The organism is Chryseobacterium gregarium DSM 19109 (assembly GCF_000430845.1).
Taxonomy (GTDB): Bacteria; Bacteroidota; Bacteroidia; order Flavobacteriales; family Weeksellaceae; genus Chryseobacterium; species Chryseobacterium gregarium.
This window is the reverse complement of the sequence record NZ_AUMU01000007.1, coordinates 231,925-250,212: the sequence shown is the minus strand read 5'-3', so window position 1 is coordinate 250,212 and position 18,288 is coordinate 231,925. Positions and strand designations below refer to the sequence as shown.

Annotated in this window: 21 protein-coding genes; 13 read left to right on the top strand and 8 right to left on the bottom strand. The window is 40.2% G+C overall.

Going from position 1 to position 18,288, the window contains the following annotated elements; all coding sequences use genetic code 11:
* Positions 1-80: 80 nt before the first annotated feature.
* Entirely contained in the window at positions 81-1,073 is a 993-nt protein-coding gene (locus tag H561_RS0109620) for a D-alanine--D-alanine ligase (protein WP_027386797.1), read from the bottom strand.
* 155 nt (positions 1,074-1,228) lie between these two features.
* Between H561_RS0109620 and H561_RS0109615 the strand changes: the two genes are divergently transcribed.
* From H561_RS0109615 to murI, 5 genes are all read left to right on the top strand, one after another.
* Positions 1,229-2,335, top strand: coding sequence for a PASTA domain-containing protein (locus H561_RS0109615; RefSeq protein WP_027386796.1), 1,107 nt, complete (start codon positions 1,229-1,231; stop codon positions 2,333-2,335).
* Positions 2,336-2,409: 74 nt separating this feature from the next.
* The gene (locus H561_RS0109610) at positions 2,410-3,483 is read left to right on the top strand and encodes an RluA family pseudouridine synthase (protein WP_027386795.1); all 1,074 of its coding nucleotides are present in this window, start codon (positions 2,410-2,412) and stop codon (positions 3,481-3,483) included.
* A 51-nt stretch (positions 3,484-3,534) separates the two neighbouring features.
* Positions 3,535-4,485: a PorP/SprF family type IX secretion system membrane protein gene (locus tag H561_RS0109605; protein ID WP_027386794.1), complete on the top strand. Its 951-nt coding sequence runs from the start codon at positions 3,535-3,537 to the stop codon at positions 4,483-4,485.
* A gap of 49 nt (positions 4,486-4,534) precedes the next feature.
* A complete protein-coding gene (gene hemW, locus H561_RS0109600) occupies positions 4,535-5,659 on the top strand; it encodes a radical SAM family heme chaperone HemW (protein ID WP_081411652.1) in 1,125 nt (374 codons plus the stop codon).
* A 65-nt stretch (positions 5,660-5,724) separates the two neighbouring features.
* Positions 5,725-6,555, top strand: coding sequence for a glutamate racemase (gene murI / locus H561_RS0109595; RefSeq protein WP_027386792.1), 831 nt, complete (start codon positions 5,725-5,727; stop codon positions 6,553-6,555).
* 57 nt (positions 6,556-6,612) lie between these two features.
* On the opposite strand, the gene H561_RS0109590 is transcribed toward murI, so the two are convergent.
* Positions 6,613-7,215, bottom strand: coding sequence for a nitroreductase family protein (locus H561_RS0109590; protein WP_027386791.1), 603 nt, complete (start codon positions 7,213-7,215; stop codon positions 6,613-6,615).
* A gap of 81 nt (positions 7,216-7,296) precedes the next feature.
* Here H561_RS0109590 and H561_RS0109585 point away from each other — a divergent pair, with 81 nt between their 5' ends.
* Positions 7,297-7,650, top strand: a complete 354-nt coding sequence (locus tag H561_RS0109585; protein WP_027386790.1) for a winged helix-turn-helix transcriptional regulator — start codon at positions 7,297-7,299, stop codon at positions 7,648-7,650.
* Here the strand turns inward: H561_RS0109585 and H561_RS0109580 are convergent, their stop codons facing one another.
* The 4 genes from H561_RS0109580 to H561_RS0109565 form a co-directional block, all read right to left on the bottom strand.
* A complete protein-coding gene (locus H561_RS0109580; protein WP_027386789.1) occupies positions 7,651-8,232 on the bottom strand; it encodes an RsmD family RNA methyltransferase in 582 nt (193 codons plus the stop codon).
* Between the two features lie 68 nt (positions 8,233-8,300).
* Positions 8,301-9,017: a DUF3822 family protein gene (locus tag H561_RS0109575; RefSeq protein ID WP_027386788.1), complete on the bottom strand. Its 717-nt coding sequence runs from the start codon at positions 9,015-9,017 to the stop codon at positions 8,301-8,303.
* Between the two features lie 18 nt (positions 9,018-9,035).
* Entirely contained in the window at positions 9,036-9,530 is a 495-nt protein-coding gene (locus H561_RS0109570; RefSeq protein ID WP_027386787.1) for a Smr/MutS family protein, read from the bottom strand.
* A 221-nt stretch (positions 9,531-9,751) separates the two neighbouring features.
* Positions 9,752-10,246: a metallophosphoesterase family protein gene (locus tag H561_RS0109565; RefSeq protein WP_027386786.1), complete on the bottom strand. Its 495-nt coding sequence runs from the start codon at positions 10,244-10,246 to the stop codon at positions 9,752-9,754.
* A gap of 79 nt (positions 10,247-10,325) precedes the next feature.
* Between H561_RS0109565 and H561_RS0109560 the strand changes: the two genes are divergently transcribed.
* Positions 10,326-11,870, top strand: a complete 1,545-nt coding sequence (locus H561_RS0109560) for a serine hydrolase (RefSeq protein WP_027386785.1) — start codon at positions 10,326-10,328, stop codon at positions 11,868-11,870.
* Positions 11,871-12,060: 190 nt separating this feature from the next.
* On the opposite strand, the gene H561_RS0109550 is transcribed toward H561_RS0109560, so the two are convergent.
* Positions 12,061-12,537, bottom strand: coding sequence for a SixA phosphatase family protein (locus H561_RS0109550; protein ID WP_027386784.1), 477 nt, complete (start codon positions 12,535-12,537; stop codon positions 12,061-12,063).
* Between the two features lie 113 nt (positions 12,538-12,650).
* Here H561_RS0109550 and ruvX point away from each other — a divergent pair, with 113 nt between their 5' ends.
* The 4 genes from ruvX to H561_RS0109530 all read left to right on the top strand — a co-directional run bounded on the left by ruvX (position 12,651) and on the right by H561_RS0109530 (position 15,429).
* Positions 12,651-13,067 (top strand): Holliday junction resolvase RuvX, encoded by a 417-nt coding sequence (gene ruvX, locus H561_RS0109545; RefSeq protein WP_027386783.1) that lies wholly within the window; start codon positions 12,651-12,653, stop codon positions 13,065-13,067.
* Positions 13,064-13,636 carry a peptide deformylase gene (gene def / locus H561_RS0109540; protein ID WP_027386782.1) on the top strand — a complete coding sequence of 191 codons (573 nt, stop codon included), beginning with the start codon at positions 13,064-13,066 and terminating at the stop codon, positions 13,634-13,636. The genes ruvX and def overlap by 4 nt, the downstream gene beginning before the upstream one ends.
* A gap of 78 nt (positions 13,637-13,714) precedes the next feature.
* Positions 13,715-14,281 carry a DUF5606 family protein gene (locus H561_RS0109535; protein WP_027386781.1) on the top strand — a complete coding sequence of 189 codons (567 nt, stop codon included), beginning with the start codon at positions 13,715-13,717 and terminating at the stop codon, positions 14,279-14,281.
* Positions 14,282-14,724: 443 nt separating this feature from the next.
* The gene (locus tag H561_RS0109530; RefSeq protein WP_155845774.1) at positions 14,725-15,429 is read left to right on the top strand and encodes a prefoldin domain-containing protein; all 705 of its coding nucleotides are present in this window, start codon (positions 14,725-14,727) and stop codon (positions 15,427-15,429) included.
* A 419-nt stretch (positions 15,430-15,848) separates the two neighbouring features.
* Here H561_RS0109530 and H561_RS24275 read toward each other — a convergent pair whose 3' ends face one another.
* Positions 15,849-16,166 (bottom strand): transposase, encoded by a 318-nt coding sequence (locus tag H561_RS24275; protein WP_228372246.1) that lies wholly within the window; start codon positions 16,164-16,166, stop codon positions 15,849-15,851.
* Positions 16,167-16,432: 266 nt separating this feature from the next.
* Here H561_RS24275 and mazG point away from each other — a divergent pair, with 266 nt between their 5' ends.
* Both mazG and H561_RS0109510 read left to right on the top strand, forming a co-directional pair.
* Positions 16,433-17,203, top strand: a complete 771-nt coding sequence (gene mazG, locus H561_RS0109515; RefSeq protein ID WP_027386778.1) for a nucleoside triphosphate pyrophosphohydrolase — start codon at positions 16,433-16,435, stop codon at positions 17,201-17,203.
* A gap of 3 nt (positions 17,204-17,206) precedes the next feature.
* Complete coding sequence (locus tag H561_RS0109510) at positions 17,207-18,286, top strand: FUSC family protein (RefSeq protein ID WP_027386777.1); 1,080 nt, start codon at positions 17,207-17,209, stop codon at positions 18,284-18,286.
* The last annotated feature ends 2 nt before the right edge of the window (positions 18,287-18,288 follow it).

Genomic DNA, 18,288 nt, shown 5'->3' with positions numbered 1-18,288 from the left:
TCGCAATGGTGAATGGTAAAGCCTCAATTTTGAATTTTAGCTTCTGCCATTATCAATTATACTAACCTAATTTCTAACTTCTAATTACTAATTTTATTCAAAGCTTTTTCAACTTCATTTCCACAAAGATCTGCAATGGAGATCCCGTAAATTTTTGCCTGCTGCGGAAGGATGCTTGCCGGGGAAAATCCCGGATTGGTGTTCATTTCCAGCATATAGGGGACGCCGTCCATCAAAATAAATTCACTTCTTGAAAAACCGCTCATGCCTAAGGAATTATAAGCACGTTTTGCAATTTCTTCCACTTTGATTCTGGTTTCATTATCAATTCTTGCCGGTGTAATTTCTTCCGAAGCGCCTTCATATTTGGCTTCATAATCGAAAAATTCGTTGGTAGGAACAATTTCCGTAATACCTAAGACAATAGTTTCCCCTTGATAATCGATCACTCCTACGGAAACTTCCATTCCGTCCAGGAAGCTTTCAATTAAAATTTCATCATCTTCTTTAAAGGCAACTTCTGTAGCTGCCAGTAACGCTGATTTTTCTTTGACCTTTGAAATTCCCAGTGACGAACCGGACTGGTTAGGTTTTACAAAAACAGGAAGTCCCAGCTGATTCAAGATCTCATCAACATTAATATCTTCGCCTTTTCTTAAATAAACGCTTTTGGCAGAAGGGATCCCGTATTTTGAAAGTACGGCTAAAGTATCTTTTTTATTGAAGGTTAAAGCACTCTGGTAAAAGCCACATCCGGTATATTTTTGCCCGATCGCATCCCAGTAGGCCTGAAGGATTCCGTTTTCACCCGGTGTTCCGTGGATGATATTGAAACAGACATCGAATTTCAGGACATTATTATTTTCTAGTTGTACTGAAAAGTCGGCCTTGCTGATCTCGTATTTCCGATCATTTTCATCTGAAAAATACCATTCATTTTTAAGGATAACGACCTTATATACATCATAAAGGTTTCTGTCTAAAGAATCATAAATTAACTGCCCGCTTTTTAATGATACAACGTATTCATCAGAATAGCCTCCCATTACCACGGCAACACTTTTTTTGCTCATAACCAAATAGTATCAAGTAAGGCAAATGTAATGATTTTATATCATGGATAAACGCATGCAGGGAAATTTTCAGCACGAAAATGAAATGTGTTAAATAAAAAGCACATTCTAAAATTATTAATTATATTTGCTGTCTAATTATAGTAATTTTAAGTATGCTTAAATCACTTTTCAATTGGAAAGTTTTACTGAACTTAGTCGTAGCCATCGGTGTTTTCGTGGGGTTGGTGTGGCTTACATTCCGTTGGTTGGAGTACCATACCAATCACGGTCAGGAAATTCCTGTTCCTAATATTGTCAATAAATCTGTATATGAGGCTATTAAAATCCTGGATGATTCGGGATTGGACTATGAAGTGGACAGTCCTCAGTATAATCCTAAATACAGGCCGTTTCAGGTATTGCAGGTATATCCTATGCCCGGATCCCGTGTAAAAGACGGAAGGGCTATTTTATTAAAAGTAAATCCGAGAACCTGGGCGAAAGTCGAAATTCCCGATGTTATCAATAAATATTCCGGTCTGGCTTTTCAGAGGCTGGAACAGGTTGGCCTGAAAGTTGGCGATACTATTTATGAACCGAGTATTCAGAAAGATGCAGTGTTGAGGATTTTATTTAAAGGGAATCCTGTAAAACCCAAAACAAAAGTCCCTAGGTTTTCTGTTGTAGATGTCGTGATAGGCTCGGGGCCACTCAGAAATATTTCCATTCCGAATGTAGTGGGATTAACTGTGAAGGAAGCGAAAGCCGTTATTGCCAGGAATATGTTTGAGATAGGCATTGTAGACCATGAAAACGGAGGCAAAGATGAATCTGATATCATTTATTATCAGGACCCTGCTGCAGGAGATGTCCGTGATCAGGGAATGCAGATTGACCTTTGGGCCAGTGACAGGACCCCTGCCGAACTGAGGGATAAAATTGAACAGCTGAACGCTGTCTACAGAATGAAGGTGGATACAGGCCTGCCGCCTGTTCAGTATCAGGAAGCTCCTGCCCGTCAGGAACCGGTTTATGAAACGCCGCCGCCGGCAGTTCCCGAGACCAGAAGGGAAAGTCCGAAATCCAATACAGACGGTGCAAAAAGAGAGGCCGCTAAAACAACAACAGGCCAGCCAACGACTTCCGGAGGCCAGGCCAATACAAAACCTAAAACTGTTACTTCGGGTGTAGGAAGCGGTTCCAATGCTGCCAAGCCGGCAGCTTCAGCACAGCAGAAACCTGCGGAAAAGCCAAGAGCTAAAAAGGTAGTTGTAGAATAATAATCAATAATTATAAAAAATACGGGCTTCAACTTCTTATGTTGAAGCTTTTTGTATAAAAGATAAAGTGAATAATGACAGAAGATAACGAAGATTTTTTAGAAGAAGGATTGCCGGAGCATGACAGCATCGATGCTGTGGATATTGATGAGGAAAACAAAGGGCTGTATGAACATCTCAATATGATTGTTGATAAAAATCAGGAGCCTTTAAGGATCGATAAGTTTTTAATGATTTTCCGTCAGAATTCTTCCAGAAATAAAATTTCACAAACCTGCAGGGCCGGGAATGTTATTGTCAACGGTGCCGTGGTAAAACAGAACTACCGCGTAAAACCGGGCGACCATGTTTCCGTACTGCTGGCACACCCTCCAAGAGAAAACTTCATTATTCCGCAAAATATACCTATTAACATTGTCTATGAAGATGATGACCTGATTGTTGTGGATAAAGACCCGGGGATGGTAGTACATCCGGGATTCGGTAACTGGGACGGTACCCTGGTGAATGCCCTTGCTTATCATTTCGAACAGAACGGAGCGAAATCCGATCTTGACAGGGTAGGCCTGGTTCACAGGATTGACAAAGATACGTCCGGGCTTTTGGTGATTGCCAAAAATGAATATGCCCTGAGCTTTCTGGCCAAACAGTTCTTTGAACGCAAAACCAAAAGGCTGTATTGGGCTTTTGTCTGGGGCAATGTGCAGGAGGATGAAGGTACCATACAGGGCCATATCGGCCGTCACCCGAAGAACAGGATGCAGATGCATACCTATGTAGATGGGAGCCAGGGAAAGCATGCGGTAACGCATTATAAAGTTTTGGAAAGATTCAGATATATGACCTGGGTGGAATGTAAACTTGAAACAGGAAGGACCCATCAGATCAGAGCGCACTTCAAACACATCGGGCATACTTTGTTTAATGATGAAAGATATGAAGGCCATACGCCTCTTCGCGGGGTTAACCTCCCTAAGTATAAGCAGTTTATAAAAAATGTTTTTGAAATTCTCCCTAGACATGCGCTTCATGCCCATACTTTGGGATTTATACATCCGGCTACAAAGAAGGAATTATATTTTGAGAGCCCAATGCCTAAAGATATGGCGGATGCTGTAAAAAAATGGAGAAATTATTTAGAAAACTAAAAATATATTGAGAATTTTTTTATATTTGTTGAATTGAAATCAAGATTTGTTATGAGAAAACTATATGCTATCGTATGTTTAGCTCTTTTGTCAAATGCATACAAGGCACAGGAAACATTACCTTACTATCAGCAATATCTTTTAGATGGTGAGTTTCTGTTCAACCCAGCACAGTACGGAAAGACAGACTATGTGCAACTCAATCTTAACTATCAGCAGCAATTTTCGAAGTTCAGTGAATCTCCCAATGTACAATCGGTGGGGTTTAACGCGAACATCTTTGATAGAGTAGGAGCGGGTATTTCTGTATTCAGGGACAGCAACGGTCCCATTTCCGCAGGCGGAATTACAGCTGGGGCTTCATATTTTATTCCTCTTAGCAGCGAAGGAGACCGAAAAGACCAGTTCTCGTTCGGGACCAGTGTGAATTTCTATAACATGAATTTTGATTATTCTAAAATTAATACACAGGATGCTTCAGACCCGTTATTGCAGGGAAGTGAAAGCAATATCTTTATGGCCTATGCCAATTTCGGGGTAGCCGCTACGTACAGGGACATCTTTGCAGGAGTTTCCGTTAACGATATTGCCCTTACCAACGATGAGGCCATTGTGAACGGACGTGAGCCTTCTCCGATAAAATTCTTCTTAAATCTTGGATATGACTGGCATGTCGGTGATAACATCTATTTCACGCCTTCCGCTTTAATCAACCTTAATACCAACTCTACAAGAACCATCGATTATAACTTAATGGGGACGTTCTTCAATGATATCAATTCATTCTCTTTCGGGGTAAGCTACAGATCGGTTCAGAACAGATTTGACAGCCAGCAGTTACAGATTGCACCGGTAGTGAAAGTAAGATTCAACAAATTTATGATTGGTGCTACTTACAATCTTGGTTTATCTGATATTCAAGAATATGGAGGGAACAGCTTCATGATCGGATTAGGATATAACTTTGATAACTTCATTAATCACCGAGGGTATAGATATTAATCAATTTAAATTAAATACATTTGAGCTCTGAATTTTCAGGGCTTTTTTTATGATCTATATTCACATTCCGTTTTGTAAACAAAAGTGCAGCTACTGCAATTTCCATTTTTCAACTTCTTTGAATTTTAAGGATGAGATGCTTGCTGCGATGAGAAAAGAAATCTTTTTACGGAAAGATGAGCTGCAGAATAAAAATTTACAGTCTTTATACTTCGGGGGCGGTACTCCGTCTATCCTTTCTGCGGACGAAATCAAGCATCTGATTGATGAGGTTTTACACTATTTCAGTTTTGAAAAAGATATTGAGATCACACTGGAAGCGAACCCGGATGATCTGGACAGCCACTTTTTGAAAGGACTCGGAGATTCTCCTGTAAACCGGCTATCCATCGGGACCCAGAGTTTTTTTGACCAGGACCTGAAACTCATGAACCGTGCCCATAATGCTTCCGAAGCGGAAGGGTCTATCAAAAGGGCTCAGGATTTTGGCTTTGAAAATATAAGTATTGACCTGATTTACGGTTCCCCGACTTCCAATATGGAAATGTGGAAAGAAAACCTGAATAAGACCATTGCTCTTAAAATACCGCATATTTCTTCCTATGCCCTGACGGTAGAGCCCAAAACGGCCTTGGAAAACTGGATTTCAACAGGTAAAGTGATGAGCCCGAAAGAAGATGAGCAGAATGAAGAGTTTTATTATCTGTCAGACTTTCTTAAAGACAACGGATTTGAACACTACGAAGTTTCAAATTTTGCCCGTCCCGGCTTCCATTCGAGGCACAATGCATCTTATTGGAGATACAGGGAATACCTCGGAATCGGTCCGTCTGCACATTCATACAACGGTTTTGACGTCAGGAGCTGGAATATAGCCCATAATCAGCAGTATATAAAGAAAATAAGTTCCGGTGTTTTAGCCAAAGAGGAGGAAATTCTTTCCCGGGAAGACCAGTTCAATGAAATGATTATGATTGGCCTAAGGACGGTCTGGGGCGTGGATCTGGAAAACCTTAAAAATAAGTTTGATGACCGGATTTTTGAATATTTCCAAAATGAAATAAAACGCAAGCTCGAAGAAGGGATCCTGACCGTTGAAAATAACCATCTTAAAATTCCTGAAAAGCACTGGTTTATGGCAGACGGTATTGCTTCGGACCTGTTTATTGTTTAATGCTTGCATATCTGTAAGTACCTGCCATAAAATTCCTTATTTTTGTATAAAATTTCAGCTCCATTTTGAAAACTAAAAAACAGAATTATTCGCATCTTTCCCCAAAACAGCCGATCGGGATTTTTGACAGCGGAGTAGGAGGGTTGACGGTGGCTAAAGAAATCAAGAGACTGCTCCCGAACGAAGACCTTATTTATTTCGGAGATACGAAACATTTGCCTTACGGGGAAAAATCCAAAGAAGCCATCATTGAATATTCTACAAAAATCACTAATTTTCTGCTGAGCCAGAACTGCAAAGCCATTGTTATTGCCTGTAACACAGCCACGGCCAATGCTTTAAATGAAGTCATGGAGTCCGTAGCAGGAAAAGTTCCGGTGATTGATGTGATCAATCCGGTTGCAGAAAAAGTATCCTACGAGATCCACAACAATGTGGGTGTGATTGCCACCAAAGCAACCGTAAATTCCGGGCTATACAAAAAAAGTATCAAGAAGCATAATAAATGGATCAGGGTGGATGAACTGGCCACGCCTTTGCTGGTTCCCGCCATTGAAGAAGGGTTTAAAAACCATCCGATTACCCATGCGATTATTTACAATTACCTCAGCAACAGCAAGCTTAAAAATATTGAAACGCTGATTCTGGGATGTACGCACTATCCTTTATTAATCGAAGAAATAAAACAGTATTATGGGAACCGTGTCCGGGTGATCGATTCCCCGAATATTGTGGCCAACCACCTGCAGATCATCTTAGATAAATACCATTTGCTGCAGACGGGCAACCCAAAGCCGAATTATCATTTCTATCTTTCCGACATCACAAAGAATTTTGAAAAGATCTCAAAGAAATTCTTTGGGAAAACCATTGATCTGGAATTGAAGGTATTATAATAAAAAAAGCTGTTTCCATATAATATGAAACAGCTTTTTTTTCTCTGCCAATCCTATTTAAATCTCCACGATAACTTCCTTAACTTCCAGTCTTTTTTTCGGAGTAAATACCGGCTGATTGATGTCATCCTCCGATTTTTTTCCAACGGTTACTGCGAACAGGGTGGTGTATTTTGTATTGCCGATTACGGCATCATATTTTTCATTTTCAATTCCTTCCATCGGGGTAGAATCAAGTCCCATTTCTGCGCAGGCAGAGAGCAGTACGCCCAAAGCGAGGTAGACCTGGTGCGCCATCCATGATTTTACTGCCGCTTCACCCTTAGATTTTACGAATGTTTTATAATAATTGACGTAATCTTCCGGTAAATGCTCTTCAATCTGCTTTTCAAAATCCTGAGGGTCTTTGATGACCTGAAAAACAATCAGCAGATTGCTGTCTGCAATTTTTTCTTTATTCCAGTAAGACGCATCCGCCAGTTTCTGCTTACTTCCGGACTCGTGGGGAACAAATACAAAATTCCAGGGCTGGCTGTTGATTGATGACGGGCTTAAATGCAGGATGTCTTTAAGCTCCTGAATGGTTTCTTTGCTGATGGTTGCTTCCGGATTATACTTTTTAACCGTATATCTCGATTTCATTTTTTCTAAAAAGCGCATAATTTTATAACTATATTTTTTATAGTTGCAAAACTAATGTATGTTTTATACATTTGCAATAACGGTATAAAATGATAGTATATGTATTCTATTGATAATAAAAAATATCCCTGCTGTACAAGTGTTACCATGAAGTTCATCGGCGGCAAATGGAAAGCGGTCATTCTTGTTCATCTGGCCAAAGGGCCTAAACGGTATAATGAATTGAGAAAACTCATTCCCACCATTACGGAAAGGACATTGAGCCTGCAATTAAAACAGCTGGAAGAAGATCATATTATTAACCGGAAAGTGTATACGGCAAAACCGCCGCTGATGGTAGAATATACCTTAACGGATTTTGGAAAAACGCTGCTTCCTGTTCTTGAGGTAATAACAAAATGGGGCATTGAAGCTGCTGAGAACTCAAAAAGAATAATCAGGGACAATCCCTGATTATTCTTCTGTTATTTCTATACTTTCTTCCTGGTTAGGTGCAAAAAAGCTGAAGCTTACATTGCCGTATTTCCGGGTATCCGTTAAATTCGGATGATCGAGCTTCATGCGGCTCTGATGTTCTATAATCAGGACCCCGTTTTCCTTCAGGTATTTATTGTTGACCACTAGGGAAATCAATTCCAGGTATTTTTTCTCTTCCGTTTCAAAAGGCGCATCGGAAAATACAATTTCAAACGATTTTTTATTTCTGAATTTTTTAAGCCAGTCGAAAACATCTCCGCGCTGTACGCTGACCTGTAAACTGAAGCCGAGCTCAGCAGCGGTAGAATTCAGGAATGACGTATGTTTCGGATTTATTTCAACAGAAGTAATATCCTGAGTGCCTCGGGAAGCAAATTCAAAGGTGATCGAACCGATTCCTGCAAACAGATCCAGTACGGCAATCGACTGCATGTCATACGTATTCTCAAGAATACTGAAAAGGGCTTCTTTGGCAAAATCCGTAGTGGGCCTTACATCAAAATTTCTGGGGGCGGCTATTTTCTTGGCTTTCCATTTGCCGGATATGATTCTGTACATATTGATTAATTTTAAGGATAGGTAATGGGTGGCAGCAACGGACCGGGTCCTGTTCTGCAACCGGTAGCCTAATTAAGGATAAAGTTTTTGGTTGGAATGTTATCCGATACGATTTTCAGGCTATTTACAAATTTCTGAAGCTCTGAAATAAAAGTTTCGTTTTCGGTGGTTTCTCCGTACACAAAAAAATAAGTTTCATTAATTCCGAAACCGATCTTGCTTAAGGTGAACATCACGAAATACAGAAAGTCCACTTCGGAACTCACATCCAGATTATTATAAAGAATAATTTTTTTACGGTCTATCGCAAAAAACTCGCACTGGTTATGATAAAGGTTAATGTGGATTTCCTTGTTGTTTTTATTGCTGATGGAATTTAAAAACTTTTCACCCGAAAAATTAAAGTTCACGGGCAAGGCCAGGTCTTTGATTTTCTTATACAGGTTTTTCGGGAAAGTATAATAAAACTGGACTTTGAATTTTTCATTGATCGAAAGCATCAGCTCCTCTTTTTCCTTGTCCACAGGCGCATTGTAGGCAATCAGTTCAAAACCTGTTTCATGCTGGGAAAACCCTTCGGGCATCAGCGTGAAATGGTTCAGTGCGGAAACCACATAAATTTCATCGAATCTTTGTCGAATCAGCACTTCGTCAAGCTGGTCCGCAATAAAGTTTTCCGGAGAATCTTCATCTACGAAATAGGATTTCTCTTCCACAATGCTTTTGTTTTTCGCAATCTGGTAGATTAATCCGTCTTTGATAAAAAGTAAATTAAGTACGTTCATATTCCAATTCCTGCAAATTTAGTGAAATTCTACCATTACTGCACCCGATTGATGGTGAAGTATTTCCTTATTGTAAAAATCCAGATTCGTCTGGCTTTCCAGGACGTCCCAAACCAGCCTCTGTAAAACGCCGTCCCCGATTCCGTGAACAATTTCCAGTCTTTTCAGATGGTTCTTCCGGCAGAATGAAATCACTTCCAACAGCTTTTCTTTCTGAATAAAAAGTCTCTCAAAACCATCATAATCATGCGGGTTTTTGACCAGGTTATGAAAATGAAGATCAAGAACCAACAGGTTTTTATGATGCTTTTTAGAAACGGCTTTCTTGGGTTCTGCTTTTTTTATGACTTTAATATTTTCATATAAATCAGCATTTTTAGGAACCAGTTTCTCTTTTGGATATTGATAGGTAAACCCATATTCATCTTTAAAAACTACAATATTCCCGTTCACGGAAGTGACTACTCCGCTCAAATCCTCATCTACTACAGAAACGGTATCCCTGATTTTCATCATTTATCAATTTATTTTTTAGAAGCTGTTCCCGCTATCCACTTTTACTCCTCGCTCCGGGGCTTTTCCTGCTGCCTGCTGTGGGGTAACCGTTTCTATCGGGGCTAAGGTTCAGTCATGCATTCAGACCGGTACAAAATTTAACACTATATCAGCAGCTGCATGGGTCATCCTTTAAAAAAACAGAGAGCTCGCTGCCAAAGGTTAGGTTTTTTGCTCTGTTATTTCGGTCCCAATTCAATCACTTCGAGATCTTTAATTTCCATATCATCGATCACAAACCGCATCATCGTCCTCATTTTGTGCCATCCCTGTTTCCCGCAGGCACCCGGATTCAGGTGCAGCAGATTGTTTTTTTGGTCAAACATTACTTTAAGGATATGCGAATGCCCTGAAATAAACAGTTTCGGAGCTTTTCCGGCAATCTCTTCTTTGGCCAGCGGAGTGTATTTCCCGGGATAACCTCCGATATGGATCATCAGTATTTCTACATTCTCGCAGAAAAAACGGTTCACTTCAGGAAACTCAGACCGGATTTTTGCATTGTCAATATTGCCGTAAACCCCTTTCAGCGGCTTGATCTTTTCAAGCTGCTCAATCACTTCCATGCTCCCGAAATCCCCGCCGTGCCAGATCTCATCCGCCTGACGCGCATAGTCGATAATGCGGTCGTCGATATAAGAATGGGTATCGGAAAGGAGCAGGATTTTAGTCATGATAACTTTTTTAGGCTTTGCAAATATAAACAAGCTTTATTAAAAATCTTATTGATTACATTTGGAGAAAATTAAAAAAATGAAGCAGAAACTTTCTTTTTTCCTTTTACTTCTGGCGGCAGGGATCTTCAATGCCCAGGTAGAGGAAAAAAAGCTCGATGAATTAATCCGGAATGCCTTAAAGACTTTTGATGTTCCGGGAATGTCAGTCGGCGTTATCAAAGACGGAAAAGTTATTTATTCAAAAGGTTTCGGGGTACGTTCCCTGACAACGAACCAGCCGATGGATGATCAAACCCTGGTGGGGATCGCCTCCAATTCAAAAGGGTTTACCTGCACCGCACTGGCCATCCTGGCAGATGAAGGAAAACTGAACTGGGACGACCGGGTTTCAAAATACATCCCGGAATTCCAGATGTACGATCCTTATATTTCCCAGAATGTAACCATTAAAGATCTGGTGACGCACAGGGCCGGATTGGGATTAGGCCAGGGAGACCTGATGTTCTTTCCCGAAGGCGGAAACTTAACCGTTAATGATATTGTTCACAACGTACGGTATTTAAAGCCTGAAAACCCTTTCAGGACCACACTGGATTACAATAACATCATGTTTATCGTGGCCGGTGAAGTCATCCACAGGATTTCCGGGTTAAGCTGGGCAGAATTTATCGAACAGAGAATTATGAAGCCTGTCGGAATGACTTCAAGTTTCGGGAGCTACAGCAGGGCAAAAGCAGCAGTTAATAAAATTGATGCCCACGCACCGGTAAACGGAAAAGCCGTTGCCGTTCCCCACGACTGGAATGAAACAGCCAACGCAGCCGGGGGAATTATGAGCAACATTAAAGACATGACCCTCTGGGCAGAATGTCTGTTAAATAATTTTACCACAAAAGACGGTAAAAAATTAGTTTCAGATAAAAATGTCCAGCAGCTCTGGAGCTTACAGATCCCAAGTGGAGTAGCGGCAAAGAATCCGTACGACACCAGCTTCTACGGATATGGAATGGGCTGGTTTTTAAGTGATGTAAAAGGGCAAAAGCAGGTTCAGCATACGGGAGGATTAATCGGGACGGTAACCCAATTTACGCTGATTCCTGACATGAAATTGGGAATTGTAGTCCTGACCAATCAGCAGTCGGGGGCCGCTTTTAATACCATAACCAATACTGTAAAAGATTCTTACCTGGGCGTGGCAGACAGAAACTGGCTGAAAACCTATGGTGACAGAATGAAGAAAACAAAAGAGATTTTTGACCAGCAGAAGAAAGAAGCATTCGCAAAATCGCAAGCATTCAAAAAAGAAAAAAGCCTCCAGCCGAAAGCGGAGCAGTTTGCAGGAACCTATAACGATAAATGGTTCGGTGATGTTGAAATTATGCAGCAGGGCAATACCTACAGGATTTCATGCAAAAACTCTCCGAGATTAAAAGGGGAGCTGCTGCTTTTTTCCAATAACTCGTTTATTATCAGATGGGATGACAGAAGTTACGATGCCGATGCCTATATCATTTTTGATTATGATGAAACAGGAAAAGCGCAATCGGCCAGGCTAAAGCCCGTTTCCGATGTCACGGATTTCAGTTTTGATTTTGATGACCTGGATTTAAGAAGAAAATAATTCTGAAACTCAAGTAAACCAATTAATAAAAATAAAATCACTGGATTCAGTGATTATTCAGGAAAGATGGGCGAAAGCTCATCTTTTGTTTTGCAGTATTGATCGGCTTTAATATTAATAAATCACATGTCAAAAATTCTTTCGGGGTTTTGATACCTATCCGAAAAAAGAAAAGTTTTTCAGGTAAAAATTAAATTTTCTTCGGCTCATAAAAGAACAGCAGCTTTTTGTTAGCTCCGTTAAACTCAGACCAGGAATGGCAGTCGATTTCAAAGCCGGCAACGCCGCAGGTGGGGAAGTGGAAAATATCTTCGGACATGGAATTCGCAAAATTAGAAATCCCGTTGTTATGGGAAAATAAGGCTACGGAATGATGGCTGTCGTCAAGATCATAGATCACAGATTCGAAATTGCGTTCCAGAGGATTGTACAGTTTTTCATCCGTTGTCATAGGGATCCCGTAAGACTGGTTGAAGATTTCACAGGTATTCAGGGCGCGGACGGCAGGGCTGGATACGAAACAGTCAATGGCCACATCATTGTTTTTTATGAATGCAGACATATGTTTCGCTTCTTCTAACCCTTTGTTGGCCAGGGGTCTGTCAAAGTCTTCCGTTTCTTCCGGCCAGTCGCTTTTCGCATGTCTTACAAGGATGAGTTTCTTCATATTATTGGTTTGGAAAATTAAAATTATAAAAAAAATAGCGTAATAAAAATAGGATTTAGAAAAAAAACTGTGTTTGGAATAAAATCATTAAAATTTACTAAATTTGCAGACTTATGGGACAGATCCTTGCAATAGACTATGGAAAGGCCCGTTGCGGCATTGCGGCGACGGATGACATGCGGATTATTGCCAGCGGGCTGGATACCGTTCAGACCCCGGGGCTGATTGAATTTTTAAAAAAATATTTCAATGACAACAGGGTGGACGAAGTGGTGGTCGGGCTTCCTGTGGACCTGAAAGGGAATGTTTCAGAAGTGGAAACTGATATTCTGCAGTTCATAGCGGTTTTTCAGAAAGAATTTCCGGCTGTTGCAGTTCACCGCTTCGACGAAAGATTTACGTCTAAAATGGCTTCGTTTTTTATTTCCCAGAGCGGGAAAAGCAAAAAGCAGAGACAGGAAAAGGGACTGATAGATAAAGTAAGCGCAACCATCATATTGCAGAATTTTTTAGAACAAAGAACAAGATGATTTTACCGATAAGAGCTTTTGGGGATCCGGTTTTAAGAAAAGTAGCGAAGGAGATTGATCAAGATTATCCGGAGCTGCAGAACCTGATCGATAATATGTTTGAAACGATGTACAGTGCCAACGGCATAGGACTGGCGGCACCGCAGGTAGGTCTGGATATCCGGATGTTTGTGATCGATGTTTCTCCCCTTGCGGAAGACGAAGATTATGATGAGATCAAGGATGAGCTGGCCGAATTCAAAAAAGTGTTCATCAATGCCAGGATTCTTGAAGAGTCCGGTGAAGAGTGGAAATTTAATGAAGGGTGCCTTTCCATTCCGGATGTGAGAGAGGATGTCAAGAGAAAAGATACCATCGTTATTGAATATTATGACGAAAATTTTGTAAAACATACAGAAACTTTTTCCGATATTAGAGCCCGCGTAATTCAGCATGAATATGACCATATTGAAGGGATTTTGTTTACCGATCACTTAAGCGCCCTGAAAAAGAAGCTGGTGAAAGGGAAACTGAATAAAATCACCCAGGGAGAAGTAAGCATCAGCTATAAGATGAGGTTCCCGAAGTAAATAATTAAAGGATAAAAAAATAAATAATAAAGCGCAAAAGGCCCAAAGCCGATTGCAGAATTTACAAAAAATAAAATTATGCTGTTAGAAAAAATAATTTCAATCTCTGGCAAGCCAGGACTTTTCAAATTAGTTTCTCAACTTAAAAACGGATTCATTATTGAGGACGTTACAACCAAGAAAAAAGTAAGTATCGGGAACTCCAGCCAGGTAAGCCTTCTGGATAACATCGCTATGTTTACGGTGGATAAAGAAGTTCCTTTATTCGAGGTTTTTGAGAATATTGCTAAAAACTACGAGTATAAAGAAGCAATTAACCATAAATCAAACGAAGCGGAGCTGAAAGAATTCATGACGGCTTCTCTTCCGAATTATGATACCGAAAGGGTATATGCTTCTGACATCAAGAAACTGGCCCAGTGGTACAACATCCTTCATAAAGCAGGCTATATTACGCCGGAAAGCTTCGTAAAAGCTGAACCTGAAATGACAGACCCGGCTAAAGAAGGGGAAGAAGTAAGCTTAGAGAAAGAAGCTACTAAAAAGCAGGCAGCTCCAAAAACTGAGAAACCTGCCGCTCCGAAAGTAAAAGCGACTTCAGCCCCGAAAGCGGCACCTAAAAGTACCCATACCAAGAAAGGATAATTCACTCATCTGAATTTACAATATAAACCTCGTCATTTTGATGAGGTTTTTTTGTTTGTGACCCGCTAAAATACAGTGAATCTTAAAGAAAAATTGTTCATGCTCACTTGATCCCCGGCTTCGACCAATTCTTAAAGAGAAACCTGATGATTCTTTTCGTCATCTTCTGCTAAAAGCATATTTATTTTGAAGAATTAATCCCTAAGGTGATGAGTCGCAGATTTATGGTGGTTTTTCAGGTGAGGGAACGATAATATAGCAGATATAAATTCAGTATAAATACGGATTGACGTAAATATGAATAACTTCTTATTATTACATTTGTGAATTGTATTATAAATTGAGTTGATTCAGCTTGAATAGACCTCGAATAGAAATTACATTAATACATAGCTTTAAATGTTAGCATAAATCAAATACTACAAATATATTAAATAACAATTGTGAAAAAAATAATTACTTTTTTTACCATGCTTTTATCAGTAATCGCTATTCAAGCTCAAGAAGGTATTAATTTATTGACTTATGAAAATACTCAGGATATCAATTTTTTCACCTCTATTAAAAACGGTGCTCTGATTAAGGAATATATCACAACCAGTAAAAATAGTGTAAAGGTTGGTGATACTTTAATATTAGGATCTCCTACCTCTCAAGAAATGAATACAAGAACTTATTCAGGCAGTTATGGTAATAGAGCAAGAGGGGGTGTTGCACAATCAAGGAGTACTTCAAAAAAAACTTATGAATTCATACAATTGGGAAGACCAGCTGGGTTTGGAAGTATTATGTCCGCTATGAATGGTGATGCACAGAATATGGCGGATCATAGTTTAAAGAACACCAAAGTTGTTGTGAATGAAATAAAAACATATCATAGAGGCAGTAAAAATAAGCCCTTATATGTAGTTATGGTTTTGGGAGAAATAAATGGTAGAGCTTTTGGAATAAATAAATATTTAAGCGTAATGGATACGGAGTTAGGGATTGAGTCTGGTGAAATTCTTTTGAAAAACAGAAAAATGACCAGAGATGAAGCGATTGCAAAATTAAAAGAGGCAAAAGAATTGTTGGAAATTGATATGATGAGTAAGGAAGAGTTTGATGAATTAAAAAAGGAACTCGCTCCAATTATTACTAATAACTAAGAAAAATACTTCTGTTGATAGGAGTACAGAAATAGCGGGCTGAAATTTTTCAATTCACGTTTTGTGCTTTATTAAAATTTTGTGATTTAGTTGAATACTTCGTATTTGTTTACTCATCATCGCCAAGCCCAAAACCCCCTCGCTACCGCACGATTGGATCGTGTCGCCTACTAATATTATTAATCAAACATTCTAAAAACCACGATATTGTCCAAAAGCCTTTTCTCATCAGAATAATCTACTGCGCAGCTATATCTGTAATCTTCCGCACGGAAAATCAAGCCAGCTTCAACAGGGTTCTGACGTACATAATTTATTTTTTGGCTGATTACATGACTGCTCCAAAGTTCAACAGGTTTATTGTCATGTCTCCAAAATTGATATTGGTTTACATTGGAAACCCTCTTTAAGGAAGAAATCTAATAAATATTCCCTTCTGCTTTCTTGGGGATTTTTTTAATAGCTTTTACAATGGTTTTGCTTGTAAATCTTTTTAAATCACCAATCAAAAGTTCAGGTTTCTGCCCGTCTGTACTTCGGAAAACTAAATGTACATGGCCTGACATAATGCACCATGCATGTATTTCCAGGCCTTTGTTCTTTTGGCAGAATCTTAAGCTTTCCAAAAGCATTTCTTTATATTCAGTTCGGATAAATACATCCAGCCAACCTACTACAGCAAAACTTATGAAATATAATCCTTCGGGATTGTGGAATTTGTAATTGAGACTCATCATTGTATGTTTTTATAAAGATAAAAAATTATACAATCTGAGAGAATGAAGTCTTAAAAGAAAAAGCCACACGATGTAATCGTGCGGCAGCGGGGGAGAAGAGGATCATCATTCCGTATATCCAGTTCATGAAAATGCTGGATGCCGCATGGCTGATCATGGAAAGGGCTTCAACAGAAAAGTAACCGGTAAATGACCGGATTTTTTTAACCGAAAAGAGCATAACAGAATATTTACCTTAAATTTGTGCTACTTTGAATTCCCAAACTATGAATACCAAACAGGAAAAGCTGGACGCGTTCGGAAGATTATTGGATATTATGGATGACCTGCGCGAGAAATGCCCGTGGGACCAAAAGCAGACCCTGGAATCGCTTCGCCATCTGACGCTGGAAGAAACGTACGAACTTTCCGATGCCATTTTACAGGGAGACCTGCAGGAAATTAAAAAAGAGCTTGGCGATGTACTGCTTCATCTGGTTTTCTATGCTAAAATCGGTTCCGAGAAAGAAAGTTTCGATATCGCTGATGTGATCAATTCCCTGAATGAAAAACTGATCTTCCGCCATCCCCATATTTACGGCGATACGGAAGTGAAAGATGAAGAAGAGGTAAAGCAGAACTGGGAAAAATTAAAACTCAAGGAAGGCAATACCTCCATTTTGGGAGGTGTCCCGAAAAGCCTGCCAAGCATGGTAAAAGCCTACCGGATTCAGGATAAAGTAAAAGGGATCGGCTTTGAGTTTCATGATGCCGAGGATGCCTGGAAAAAAGTGGACGAAGAAATCCGGGAATTTCATGAGGAAACCGATCCTGAAAAAAAGGAGCAGGAGCTGGGCGATGTGTTTTTCTCACTGATCAATTATGCCAGGATTTCCGGGATTAATCCGGACTCAGCATTGGAAAGAACCAATCTGAAATTCATTTCGAGGTTCCAAAAGATGGAGAAGCTGGCTTCAGGACAAAATTTAAACCTGGCCGATATGACCCTGGAAGAAATGGATGTTCTCTGGGAAGAGGCGAAAAAACAGTTGCAATAATAGATGAAAGTACAGAATCCGGTTGCCCAGAGGTTCCAGTACCTGCTGGAATTTAAACAGACGGAGCGGAAATGGCATTTTCCTGTTCTGGCGGCACTGTGTATCGGAAGCTGCCTGTTTATCGGATATTTTCTCGGGAAGCCCGGGTACGGCAGCCTGTCCAGCCTCGGCGCCTTAACGATTTTGTATTTTACATCAGCCCCCATCACCCAGCGGATGGTGCACTTGGCCGTCTGTGCATTCGGGATTGTATTTTCATTTACCATAAGTTCATTCTTCAGCTTTAATGTCTATGTGGGAGCCTTCTCGCTGGGCGTCGTCTCTTTCCTGGCTCATTTCCTGACTTCTTACTTTAAAATGCCGCCGCCGGGAAATTTTTTCTTCATTATGGTTGCGGCCATGGCAAGTACCTTTACTTTTGATCTGGAACTCATTCCTGTAAGGGTAGGGCTGGTAGCCATGGGCGCTATCTTATCCTGTTCCCTCGCTTTTCTGTATTCCGTTTTTATCGAAAAAAGCAAAGTGGTAATGGTTCCGAGAAGGACATTCAACAAAAGGAGGTATACGAAATTTGTGGAAAGCACCATTATAGGGGTTTTCATGGCCATGACCTTAATCACCGGGCATCTTTTAAAATTCAACAATACCTACTGGATTTCCATCGCGGCCGTTGCCATCGTCCAGGGAAGGAATTTTGAACATGTGCGTCAGCGGAATATGCACCGGATACTCGGTACCTTTATCGGCATTGCCCTGGCATGGCTGATTTTATGGTTCCGGCCGGAGAAAATCATCATGATTGTGATCATTACCGTACTGCAGTTTATCATAGAACTGTTAATTGTAAGGAATTACGGTTTTGCCGTTGCTTTTATCACCCCTTTGACCATTCTTCTGGCAGAAACCGGAAGCGAAGTATACCATCCTGTAGAACAGCTGATGCATGCAAGGCTTCTGGACACCATTATAGGGAGCCTGATCGGACTGGCCGCAGGCTTTTTCCTGCACCATCAGCAAATCATCAATAACCTGGAAAAAAATATAAGGTTTTCTTATTTTCGGTTTAAAAAATTAAAAAAATAACT